The sequence below is a fragment of the Terriglobia bacterium genome, assembly GCA_020072645.1.
Classification (GTDB): domain Bacteria; phylum Acidobacteriota; class Terriglobia; order Terriglobales; family Acidobacteriaceae; genus Angelobacter.
This window is the reverse complement of sequence record JAIQGK010000014.1, coordinates 43112-55180: the sequence shown is the minus strand read 5'-3', so window position 1 is coordinate 55180 and position 12069 is coordinate 43112. Positions and strand designations below refer to the sequence as shown.

Annotated in this window: 10 protein-coding genes; 5 read left to right on the top strand and 5 right to left on the bottom strand. The window is 55.8% G+C overall.

Annotation, left to right across the window (positions count from 1 at the left end):
• Positions 1–14: 14 nt before the first annotated feature.
• Positions 15–1259, bottom strand: a complete 1245-nt coding sequence (locus LAO76_20670; protein ID MBZ5493338.1) for an efflux RND transporter periplasmic adaptor subunit — start codon at positions 1257–1259, stop codon at positions 15–17.
• Positions 1260–1451: 192 nt separating this feature from the next.
• Between LAO76_20670 and queF the strand changes: the two genes are divergently transcribed.
• From queF to LAO76_20650, 4 genes are all read left to right on the top strand, one after another.
• On the top strand, positions 1452–1850 hold the full coding sequence (gene queF / locus LAO76_20665; GenBank protein MBZ5493337.1) for a preQ(1) synthase: 399 nt from the start codon (positions 1452–1454) through the stop codon (positions 1848–1850).
• Between the two features lie 160 nt (positions 1851–2010).
• Positions 2011–2376: a hypothetical protein gene (locus LAO76_20660; GenBank protein ID MBZ5493336.1), complete on the top strand. Its 366-nt coding sequence runs from the start codon at positions 2011–2013 to the stop codon at positions 2374–2376.
• 417 nt (positions 2377–2793) lie between these two features.
• The gene (locus tag LAO76_20655) at positions 2794–4017 is read left to right on the top strand and encodes an MFS transporter (protein MBZ5493335.1); all 1224 of its coding nucleotides are present in this window, start codon (positions 2794–2796) and stop codon (positions 4015–4017) included.
• Entirely contained in the window at positions 4014–5252 is a 1239-nt protein-coding gene (locus LAO76_20650) for a glycosyltransferase (protein ID MBZ5493334.1), read from the top strand. Before LAO76_20655 ends, LAO76_20650 begins: the two co-directional genes overlap by 4 nt.
• A 146-nt stretch (positions 5253–5398) precedes the next feature.
• Here LAO76_20650 and LAO76_20645 read toward each other — a convergent pair whose 3' ends face one another.
• The 3 genes from LAO76_20645 to LAO76_20635 all read right to left on the bottom strand — a co-directional run bounded on the left by LAO76_20645 (position 5399) and on the right by LAO76_20635 (position 8167).
• Positions 5399–6316, bottom strand: coding sequence for a proline dehydrogenase family protein (locus tag LAO76_20645; protein ID MBZ5493333.1), 918 nt, complete (start codon positions 6314–6316; stop codon positions 5399–5401).
• Positions 6317–6474: 158 nt separating this feature from the next.
• The gene (gene trxB / locus LAO76_20640; GenBank protein MBZ5493332.1) at positions 6475–7413 is read right to left on the bottom strand and encodes a thioredoxin-disulfide reductase; all 939 of its coding nucleotides are present in this window, start codon (positions 7411–7413) and stop codon (positions 6475–6477) included.
• Between the two features lie 34 nt (positions 7414–7447).
• Positions 7448–8167: a hypothetical protein gene (locus LAO76_20635; GenBank protein MBZ5493331.1), complete on the bottom strand. Its 720-nt coding sequence runs from the start codon at positions 8165–8167 to the stop codon at positions 7448–7450.
• Between the two features lie 278 nt (positions 8168–8445).
• Here LAO76_20635 and LAO76_20630 point away from each other — a divergent pair, with 278 nt between their 5' ends.
• On the top strand, positions 8446–9609 hold the full coding sequence (locus LAO76_20630; protein ID MBZ5493330.1) for a DUF2911 domain-containing protein: 1164 nt from the start codon (positions 8446–8448) through the stop codon (positions 9607–9609).
• Positions 9610–9773: 164 nt separating this feature from the next.
• Here the strand turns inward: LAO76_20630 and LAO76_20625 are convergent, their stop codons facing one another.
• Positions 9774–11948 (bottom strand): S9 family peptidase, encoded by a 2175-nt coding sequence (locus tag LAO76_20625; protein ID MBZ5493329.1) that lies wholly within the window; start codon positions 11946–11948, stop codon positions 9774–9776.
• Positions 11949–12069 lie beyond the last annotated feature (121 nt).

Here is a 12069-nt window from a genome sequence, read left to right as displayed (position 1 = left end):
CCGGAACAGGGACCTCAACGCTCGACCACCTTTATGTCCATGCCGTTGCGCAAGGGCTGCGCGTTGATGGCGCCCAGCGCGATTACGGCGCCTTCTGGGATTCCTTTCAGCACTTCCACCCGCGTCAGGCTGGAAAGGCCAGTCTGCACTTCCTGCGCCAGGATCTTTTCGTCTTCAATCTTGTAAACATAGCGCTTGCCGTCCACGTCATGCACGGCCTCGCGCGAGACAGTAAGCGCATTGTCATGCCGCGCGGAAATAATGCTCACGTTTACGTTCACGTTCGGCAGCAGCTTGCGGTCTGTATTGTCGATCTCAGAGGTGATTTCGCCCACAGTGCGCGTTCCCACCATGGTCACTGAGGTCGGAACGCGCGTCAGCGTGCCGTCCCATGTGCGGCCGGGGATGGCGTCCCATTTGATTTCAACTTTTTGGCCTTTCGCCAGCCGCCCGATTTCTGGCTCATCCACAAAGGCGCGCACTCTCACTTTTTCCAGGTTCGCCACCTGCACCAGCAAGTCGCCGCCATTCACATAGCCTCCCGCTTTTACCGGGAGCTGGTAAACCGTCCCCGCAAAGGGCGCGGTCACGTTGGCGTGATGCAGCAATTCCTGCGCGGCGGTATAGGCCGCTCGGGCCTCCGCTGCTGAAGCCTCTACCCTGGCTACCTCCGGTGAAGAATAGCGGCCATTCACTTTGGCTTGCAGCAACTGTACGTCGGCATCGGCTTTTTTCGCCCGGTCCTGTGCCGCTTCCAGCTCTGCCGGCGATGCTCCGCCACTCTGCTGTAACTTCTGGATCGCTTTCAGGTTGCGTTGCGCTTCGGCCTGCTCCGCCTGCGCTTTAGTCAAATCAGCGCGGCTTGTCAGCAGCTCTTCCTGCGTTCCGCCGGCTTTAATGCCGCTCAGCGCCGCCTCTGCTGACCGCAACTGCGCCAGCGCATGCGCTGCCTGCGAGCGCGCTTCAGCGTCATCAAGCTTCACCAGAAGCTGGCCTACTTTTACGCGGTCGCCTTCCGCCACCAGGACTTTATTCACGGTGCCCGGCGCGGGGGCATGTGCCTCAAAGCTGTCGATCGGCTCAATTTTGCCGTTAGTGGAAATAATGCTGGCAATCTCCTGGCGAACAACTTTTTCCGCGCGCACAGGCGTCACTACGCGACGGCGGTTGATGCCGGTGAATATCAGCACCGCCAATATCACCAGGGACACTACCACTATCACAGGCCTGCGACCGTTATTTGCGCTTTGTCTCGCCATCGTCTAAAAAGTCAGTTCAATTGCCCAAACTTCCAAGTATATCCAAGCCGGAAGCGCGGCGTAGAATCCCCATCGTCTTGCGCTCTTCGCCTGACGCGATTCCAAACTCTTCTGCCGGGTGTTTCTATTTTAGATGATCGTCCCGCTCTCGCGGTTACGTCCTGAAAAAGCGGTTGTTACAATAGGTTCCTGATGTCACATCGTACAGGCTATACCGACGATCACGCAAAATCAGGGCTCGACCACGCCTTCCCTGAAATCGACACCTGGCCCAACCAGTTTCCCGCCTACGAAATCCTGATTGACGTGCCGGAGTTCACCTCCGTCTGTCCCAAAACCGGTCTGCCCGACTTTGGCGTGCTGGAAATCCGCTACATGCCCGCCAGACTCTGCCTGGAACTGAAGTCCCTCAAGGAATACCTCCTGCACTATCGCAATCTGGGCATCTTTCAGGAAAACATCGTGAACCAGGTGCTGGAGGATGTTGCGCGGGCCGGCAAGCCCAAGTGGGCGCTGGTGAAAGGCGTGTTTCGTCCGCGCGGCGGGATTGGAACGACCGTGGAAGCCAGATGGCCGAGGCCGAAGAAGTGATTTTGTATTAAATTTTCGGACCTATATACGAAAGTAAGGCCAAGCCTAGGCAAGCCGCACCCGAGCGTGTTTCGGCCAGACCGACCTGCAATATTCCCAAGCAGTGAGGTTGCACTCTCTGAGATAATACACTGGCCGTTCGGATAAGCGGGTGGGCGATATGTTCCCAGATGACTACGAGAAGCGCAGCCGCGATGCGGCGTCAGCGGCTATCTCCAAGGGGCATGTAGACGCTGAAAACCTGCGGGAACTGTTGATCTGGACTACCTCCGGAACAACAGAACCGATGGTGTCCGAGTATTTTTCCCGCCATCTCGATGACGAGCAGCTTCTGTCGGCCTTGTTCAAAATAGCATTGGAAGGCGAGGACAGTGGTGATGCGCCTTGGGCCGCGGCCAATATCATCGCCGAGTTCCCGGCCACTCTACTCGCGCGGCATAAGCCGGAATTACTCGCTCTCGCTGACGAGCAATGGGATTACCTGAACAGACCCGCGCGAGCCGCGCTTGCTAAGCTTGGAGTATGATCCGAGACCAAACCAGTCTCCATCCTGCGTCTTAGCATCGTATATAGCTTGTTAAATTTTGGTGTATGAAGAGTTCCAGAATTTCAATCTGGAGGCGAAGGATTGGGCTTGTTAAGTACTGTCCTTGGCTCCCTTTTGTTCGTAGCCGCCCTCTTCCTTTACTGAGATACGCATCATTAGCTTTGGACGACGAAGAAAGAATTCGGCATGCTCAGATTTTAAAGCTGATCTGGTGAAGATTTTTCTCGGATCGCCACTTCTGTTTATCGTCTCAATGTTTAGACTCGGTTGGAGTCGCTGGGCCGGAGTTTTGCTCAACGGAGCTGCGTTATTCTACGCTCTGGCGATAGTAGGCGCGATGTGCGCCCCCACGGATGTAGTTAGCATTTATCCTCACGGGTATAATCCCTCCAGCCCATGCCGCCAAAACTCTATCCTCGCCTTTTGCTGGCGGTGCTTACCGGACTGAATATCCTTAATTACATTGACCGCAATGTTCTCTTCGCGGTGCAGTCTGACGTGAAAAAAGAATTTCTGTTAAGCGACGCAAAGATCGGCCTGCTCACCAGCGCCTTCTTCTTCACCTATATGTTTGCCGCGCCTGTCGTCGGCTGGATGGGCGACCGCTTCCCCCGCAAAAGCATTGTAGTCTTCGGCATTGTTATCTGGAGCGGCTTCACGTTTCTTACCTGGTTCGTGCATGACTATAATCAGCTTCTTTTTCGTCACGCCATCGTTGGCATTGGTGAAGCCAGTTATGCGACCATCGCCCCCACGCTGATCGCCGACTCTTTCCCGACGCTCAAGCGTGGCCGCATGCTCTCCATCTTTTTTCTGGGATTGCCCGTAGGCAGCGCCGCCGGATACTTTGTCGGCGGCTACCTGGCGCACTATTTTGGCAGCTGGCGCGTGCCGTTTATGGCCGCCGGAATCCCCGGCTTTCTGCTCGCTCTTTTGCTCTGGATGCTGCCTGAACCGCCGCGCGGTCAACATGAAAAGACCGCACCGGCGGCCAGCACATGGGGTATGCTTCGCGGGCTTGTGCGCAATGGCGCATTCATCACTTCCACTCTCGGCATGGCGGCTTACACATTTGCCATGGGCGGCATGCAGGTCTGGATTCCCACATTCCTCGTTCGTCTGCGTGGGCTGGATTTAAAGACCGCCAACATCGACTTCAGCATTATCGTGATCATCAATGGCATTGGCGCAACGCTGCTGGGCGGATGGATTGGCGACCGCCTGCTCCGGCGCTTTTACGGCGCATATTATTCGTTCTCCGGCATCGCCATGCTCTTGGCGGTGCCATTCATGGTGGCCGCCATTTATGCCACCGGCTCGTTGATGTTTCCGGCCATGTTTGTTGCGGTATTTTTTGTCCTCGTCGGCACCGGTCCCACCAACGCGGCGCTGGTTAATTCCGTGAGCGCCAATATTCGCTCCACCGCGCTGGCCGCAAACGTCTTTATCATTCATCTACTAGGAGACGCTTTCTCCCCGACACTGATCGGCCGCATCTCAGACAAGACTGGGTCGTTGCAGACCGCTTTCTGGGTGGCCTTCGTCGCCGCTGGCATCTCCGGCCTCATTCTTCTTTACGGCGCAAAGTTCGCTCCGCGCTTCCAGGCGCAACAAACATGATTGTGTTGGACTGGACATTACTTTACTGGATATCAGGCCTGCTGCTGGCCCTGATCTGGCTTGTTCCCGCCCTGCAGCTAGCCATGCATTTTTCTGAAGTCGCCGACCTCACGCAGCCTGAGTGGAATCCTCCGCTAGATTCACCGCTGCCTTGGCTCACCATCGTTGTTCCGGCGCGCAATGAAGAAGCCGAGATTGAAGCCGCGCTTCGATCTCTTCTCCAACTCAACTATCGGAACTACCAGATCGTTGCCGTCAATGACCGGTCCACTGACCAGACCGGCGCGATCATGGAACGCCTCGCCGCAGAACCTGCCTCTGCCAGCAAGCTACGAGTAATCCATGTACACGAGTTGCCTTCAGGCTGGATGGGAAAGGTGCATGCCATGTGGCTGGGTTCCCGAGGAAACGCCGCACAGAGGGACGCCGCACAAGGAAACGCCTCACAGAGAAATGCACAGCAGACCAGCAGTGACTGGCTGCTGTTCACTGACGCTGATTGTGTCTTTCGGTCTGATACTCTGCGCCGCGCTATTCACTACGCGTCAAAGACCGAGACCGACCATCTTGTGCTTTTTCCTACCGCACACATGAAGACCCTGGGCGAGCGCATGATGATTTCATTTCCTCAGGTCATGTCCAGCTTTGCCATGCGACCGTGGAAGGTGCGCGATCCCAAGGCGCGCGATCACATCGGAGTCGGCGCGTTCAATCTCATCCGACGCTCAGCTTATGAAGCCATTGGCACCTATGAAAAACTCCGCCTCGAAGTGGTCGACGATATCAAACTGGGTGAGTCCATCAAGAGCGCGGGGCTTCGGCAGGACGTAGTCTTTGGCCCTGACCTTGTAAGCCTGCGCTGGGCCGTGGGCGCAGCAGGCGTGGTCGCCAACCTGGAGAAAAATCTTTTTGCCTTTCTGCAGTTTCGCATCAGCCTGGTGCTGGCCGTCTGCGCGGTTACTTTTTTTCTGTGCGTCTGTCCCTTTTTAGGGCTTCTGCTGGCTTCTGGCTGGGCGCGCGCCCCATTCGCCGTGGCCGTCGCCATGATCGCGCTCGCTTACACGCTCACCGGGCGATACATGGCCAGCTCTCCATGGATGTTTCTTACCTGCCCGGTGGCCGCGCTGGTATTCAACTTCGCCACTTTGCAGTCCGCCTTCCTCGCCCTGCGTGATGGAGCCATTACCTGGCGCGGGACAAAGTATTCGTTGGAGGAGTTAAGAAAGAAGCGCTGAAGCTGGCCACAGATAAGCGCCGATCAGAAAAATCAGCCGCGAATCAACGCGAAAAACGCGAATCGTGTTCATTCGCGAAATTCGCGGCCAGAACTGGCTTTGGTTTTTATCAGCCGCTCTCTGCGGAAATCTGCGGCGAAAAAATCCTACCTAAAAAGGTTCTTCAAGATAAAGATGGCGTTTGCCGGGCGCTCTGCCAGCCGCCGCATCAGGTAGGGATACCACTCCGTTCCGAACGGAATGTACACACGGCAGCGCCAGCCTTCTTTCACCAGCTTCTGCTGCAAGTCGCGACGCACGCCGTAAAGCATTTGGAACTCAAATGTCGAGGCGGCAATCTTTTCTTTTTGCGCAAACTCAATCGTGGCCCGGATCATGTTCTCATCGTGCGTGGCGATGCCGTGATAGACGCCGCTCTTCAGCAGCATCTTCATCAGCTTGACGTAATTCGCGTCCACGTCATCTTTCTTCGGGAACGCGATCTCAGGAGGCTCTTTGTATGCGCCTTTGCACAACCGTATTCGTATCCGCTGTGCCAATAGCTCTTCAACATCTTTTTCGCTTCGGAACATATACGACTGGATTACCGCGCCCACGCGGCCGGCATTTTCCGGCTGGCTGTGCAGCTTATGAACAAAATCCAGCGTCCGCTGCGTATACGGCGAGCCTTCCATATCAATGCGGACGAAATTATTGATCCGCACCGCGTGCTGCACCACACCCGAAGCAATCTCATAGGCCATCGCTTCGTCCACATCCAGGCCCATGTGCGTGAGCTTCAAGCTCACGTTGGCATTCAGTCCCAGCGCGTTCATTTGGTCCAGCATCTGGTGATAGAGCTGTGCGCTGTGCCGGGCTTCGTCGGCGTTGGTCACGTTTTCGCCCAGATTGTCCACGCTCACGCTCAGGCCCAGTTTGTTCATGGCCTGTGTGGCGGCAAGCGCATCTTCAATGGTGGTTCCGGCGACAAAGCGGCGAGAGAGCCGCTGGCCGATCCATGTTTTCTCCGCCGCCGAGCGCAGAGACTTGCTTTCTGACAGGGAAATGAAGGTGGCCCTTAACAATTGGGCTCCTGGATGGTTTGAGATGCGGGCATAGAAAGGAACTTACTTTTTTAACACAAGTGCGAGGGATTTGTAATTTGCGATTGGCGACTTGTGATTGGTTGTCTCGGGCAGAAAAGAACAATCACAAATCACAATTCGCAAATCATTAGTGTCGCTTACCTTCCGTGCTCTTCCAGAAACTTCTCCGCCTCGATCGCTGCCGCGCAACCTGATCCCGCAGCGGTAATCGCCTGCCGATATCGGCGGTCCTGTACGTCGCCGCAGGCAAAGACGCCGGGGACACGCGTCATCACAAAGTCACGGGTCTTCAGGTAGCCGTCGTCGTCCATATCAAGCTGGCCGGTGAACATCTTGGCGTTGGGCTCATGACCAATTCCCAGGAACATGGCGCTGGTAGGGAAGTCCCAGACCTTTCCGGTCTTTAGATTCTTCAGCTTGAGCGCGACTACTTCCTTCAGGCTGGGGTCAAGGACATCTTCCACCATTGTGTCCGTGAGGAACTCGATTTTCTCGTGCTTGCGCGCGCGGTCCAGCATGATCTTGGATGCGCGGAAGTGCTCGCGCCGATGGATTATCGTGACCTTGGTGGCAAAGCGGCTGAGGAACAAAGCTTCTTCCATGGCGGAATCTCCGCCGCCGATCACAGTAATCGGCTTGCCTTTGAAGAAGAAGCCGTCACACGTTGCGCAGGAAGAGACGCCATGGCCGATCAACTTGTGCTCGTTCGGCAGTCCCAGCCATCGCGCTGAAGCTCCGCTGGCGATGATGAGCGTTCGCGTTAGCACGGTCTTGTCACCCCCAAAGTCTAGCTTAAAGGGCCGCTCGTCCAGATTGGCTTTTACCAGGTGCGCGCGCATGTATTCTGCGCCAAAGCGCGCTGCCTGTTTGCGCATGTTCTCTATCAGCTCCGGCCCTTGGATGCCTTCAGGGAAGCCGGGAAAGTTTTCCACCAGCGTAGTAAGAGAGAGCTGGCCTCCAGGCTCGTGGCCTTCAATCACCAGCGGTTTCAGGTTGGCACGGGCCGCATAGATTGCGGCCGTAAGGCCGGCGCAACCGGTACCCAGCACTACTGTATCGCGAACGGAATTTTCCATGGCATCCATTAGATTCATAACCTTCGATTTAGTTTCAGTGCTTGGCCGCGGCCGGTTTTCGCTTGGGGGCCGGCGCTGCCGCCTTGGCATTGGCGTTAAGCCACGCGAGATCCGAGCGGAAGGCGGTACGCAGTCCCAGCGCCGCGCGATATTGCGCCATGATTTCAGATGCCTGATGAAACACCGGTTCGTAGGCGCTCTGGTCAACTTCCTCACAGCGTGACAGCACGGCAGAACTCTTGTTGAGCCGCTCAACTCTCACGCGAGAAGTCGGCGTATCCACCTGCAAGAGAGAAAGCGGCTTGGCTGCACTGGCAGACATGCGGTCTTCCATCACTACCTGCAGAAAATCTTTAGGATCGCGCGGCCGCAGCACCAGGATCTCAACCGTATTGGTTGCGTCCGTGCTCATGGAGTACTGCGCGGTAAGCAGCGGAGACTCCGCCGCAAAGTCCCTGCGCAGGCGGACGTACTTTGCGTCGGGAGCGTCTTTCAGCGAAGTGCGTCCGCGGGAAAGCTCAAAGTCCGTGCTGAAGGCCGGCTTGGACTGCACTGCCGCCAGCGCGCTCTTGATAATCGCTTGTTCATCGGTTCCCGGCGTACAGACGTTCAGGTAATTCACTTTGACCTGCGGCTTGCCGTCTGGCGAAGGCGCGGCAGGCTGGGCACTGGGTGTTGGCGCGGGTTGCTGGTCTTGTCCCATGGCCGCCGCTGCCACCAACAAAAATAGGATTGCGAGTGCGCTTTTGAACACGGTTTGGATTGTAGCACCAGGAGCGAAGTCAGGTGCCTGGGAGATTGTGTGACCGGATAACCTGAACAAGAGACGAACGGCACGGTTCGCCCAACCCCCAACATGGCACCCGATTCCCGTTGGGGTTCCTTAAGAGCCAGAGGCTAACATTTGAGTTTGCCCTGCGTCCAAGTGGCTGAAACACTTCTGTGCATTGCTATGAACGGGCCATTGGGCCAAGTGGTGGCATGGTCATGTTTCTACTCTTCGTCCAAGAAATTCTTTGTTAGGCGGCTCAAATGAAAAAGAATTATGCCCTGTTGTTGATCCTGGTCATGCTGCTTGCATTTGGGAACATTTCCCCGGCGCAGGACTTCGCCGAGATTCCCATCCCGCCCAACGGAAATAATGAAAAGGCCGAAGTGGCCCAGTGGATTGGGCTGGTGAAGGTGGCTATCTCTTATCACAGTCCTAATCTGCATGGCGGAGGCGGAGCGGACCGGAGCGGGCACATCTGGGGAGAAGTGGTGCACTATGGTTTTATTGACGAAGGCTTTGGGCCAACCAAGGCCGCGCCCTGGAGGGCCGGCGCCAATGAAACTACTACCATCTCGTTTTCGCACGATGTGAAGGTGGATGGCAAAACGCTCAAAGCTGGAACGTATGGCCTGTTTCTGGACGTGGAGAAAGATGGGCCGTGGCAGTGGATCTTCTCCACGAACAATGCGGGGTGGGGAAGTTTTCAATATGATCCAAAAGAGGATGTTCTGAGGGTGCCGGCCAACCCAGTGTCCGCGCCGCATACAGAATTTCTTACATTTGGATTTGACGAGCGTAAGCCGGATTCGACGGTCGCCTATCTCCAGTGGGAAGACAAGAGAGTCTCCTTCCGTATTGACGTGCCCAATGCCAACGAACTGTACGTGGCGCAGATGCGGCATAACCTGCTGTCATGGCCGGGTTTCGACTACAAGAATTGGCAGAATGCCGCGCAGTTTTGCGCGGCCAACAAAATCAATCTGGATGAAGCCTTGATCTGGGCTGATAAAGCCATTCATGGTCCGTTTCGCGGAGCTACCATCGGAAGCGAAGATTTCTCCACGGTGCAGACCAAAGCGGACGTGCTACAGGCAATGGGCAAAACCGACGAGGCAGATAAGCTGATGGACCATGCGTTTCAGCTCACCGGTGCCGATCTGCTGCCAGTCCATATTTACGGGATGCGCCTGCTGGGCGCCGGTAGAAAAGAAAAAGCTATTGAAGTCTTTAAATTCAACCAGAAAAGGCACCCAGAAGATAAATTCTGGGGTTACCTGGGGCTGGCGCGGGCATACACGGCTACCGGCGATAAGGAAAAAGCAATAAAGAACTGGGAGATTGTGGTGCAAAATATTCCGGCGGACCGGAAAGGCCAGCTTCCTGCATACGAAGCTGCCCTCAAAAAACTCAAGGAAGCGAGCTGAAATCCCGAATCCCGCATAGCGGGTGAGGGAGCCCTATTGTACCGAAGCGCTATCGGGTCGACACTGTGGTATCCCTTCCGACAGTGACTATAGGGCCAAAGTCTTCGTCGCTAAAGGGATCCCTCGCTTCGCTTCGGACTACGGAAAAAGCAACTCGCAACCCGCTACTTTTTCAAATACGAGTCCACCCATCCATTCACGGTCTTGTACCATAGCTCGCTGTTCTGCGGTTTGAGTATCCAGTGTCCTTCATCGGGGAAGTACAGCATTTTTGAAGGGATATTCAGCCGTTGCAGCGTGGTAAATAACTGGAAGCCTTCAGAGACGTCCAGCCGGTAATCAAGCTGGCTGTGGACAACAAGCGTCGGCGTCTTGAACTGCGCGGCAAAAAGATGTGGCGACCATTTGCGGTAGCCTTCGCGGTTGTTCCATGGCGTATCGCCAAACTCCCACTCCGGAAACCACAGCTCTTCCGTGCTGCCGTAAGCGCTTTCCGTGTTGAACATTCCATCGTGCGATACAAGGCACTTGAATCGATTGGTGTGTCCAAGGATCCAGTCAATCATGTAGCCGCCATAGCTCGCGCCCAGGGCGCACTCGCGGTCTTTGTCGATAAACGGGTAGGTTTTCTCCGCGTAATCAAGCCCATTCATCAGGTCGATGTAAGGCTTGCCGCCCCAATCCTTGTTCACGCCATCCACAAACGCCTGCCCATAGCCGGTTGATCCGCGAGGGTTGACCATGATCACCACGTAGCCATCGGCGGCAAAAAGTTCGGCATTCCAGCGGTAGGACCATTCGTCGCCCCACTGGCCTTGCGGCCCGCCATGGATGAGAAACTTGACGGGATATTTTGCGTCCTTGTTGAACCGTGGCGGCTTCACCAGAAATCCCTGGACCTTGGTCCCACCAGCGCCGGCAAACCAGAATGATTCCACCGGCTGCATGTCAACCTTTGCCAGCGTCGCATCGTTCAGGTGGCTAAGTTCCTCGGCAACATAGTTCGACTTGTATGCCATTGTGGAGGTGGGGCCGGTCCTGCCGGATTTTGCGGTTGAGCCGGATGTCTGACCTTCGAGCGCGATTTTGTAAACCTCGCTAGGCGCCGCCACAGAGAGCTGAGTAAAGACCATCGTCTTGCCATCCGCGGAGACGCTCAACTCGTCATTGGTGCCGCCGAGGATTTCTTCAATGTCCTTTATGCCCGTCCCTGTGGGTCTGGCGCCGGCGAGGGCGACGGGCAGATTCAGCCGGTAGATCGGCGATGCGCCTTCTTTTTCCGATGTGAAATAAATAAACTTCGAATCGGGCGACCAGGCGATGGTTTCCACCCACTGATCAAAATTTTCAGTCAGGTTTTTGATCTCGCCGCTCTTGCGATCGTAAACAACCAGCCTGAACCGGTCGCTCTCATACCCGGCGCGCTTTTGCATGCGCCATGCGAGCCACTTGCCGTCAGGCGAATAGAGCGGCGTGGAGTCGCCTCCCGGACTGGTGCTGAGCTTTTTCGGTTCGCCGCCGGTTATGGGCACCACAAAAATGTCATTGTTCGTGCTTGTCGCGCCAACCTCATCCCAGTTGCTCGTAAACGCCACTTCTTTTCCGTCCGGAGAAATCGCATATGGATCCTGTCCGCCCAGGCTGAAAGGAGGAACGTCATGGTCGCCCGGAGTCAGGTCTTTTGCCGCTCCGCCTTCTGCCGAAACAACAAAAAGATGGCTGCGCTTGCCGCTGGTGTAATGGTTCCAGTGCCGGAACAGCAGATGTTCGAAGACCATTGCCTTAACTTTGGACTTGGCGCGCTCTTCATCGCTGAATTTGTTGCAGGCGTCGTCCATGCAGCCGGGAAAAACTTCAGAAATAAAAACAATATTTTTGCCGTCGGGAGACCAGATGGCGCCATCGGCTTCCGTGGAGATGCTGGTAATTTTCGTGGCTGCAACGCTGGGTGTACCTGAGGTTGAGTCAAAGCCCCTCACCCATATCTGCGTGCCGCCTTCCGCCGCACTCAGGTAGAGATAGCTCTTTCCGTCGGGCGCCCAATGTCCGCCACTCTCGCCCGCGGGGGTTACCGGGAGTTGTCGCGCGGCTCCGCCAGCCATGGGGACCACCCAGAGATGGGAAGTCCGTTTATTCTCTTTCAGGTCAACATCCACAGCGGCAAATAGCACCCATTTGCCGTCTGGCGAGATTGCCGGGCCGCCAATGCGCTTTAAGGACATCATGTCCTCAAAGGTGAAAGCCTTTTTTGCCGCTGGCTGGGCGGAAAGCTGAACAAAAACGCCTCCCATGAGTAAAATAGCCATGGCTGAAACGATTAAGAGCGTAAAACGGCGCATGCGGTCTCCTAAGAAGAGCAAGTTAGTGTAAAACCTTTTTGCGGTTTCAAGCCAGCATGCAATCGTTGACTCGGTCGAATAAGCCCATAAGATTCAATTGAGGACGATCAAAGGAACCGGA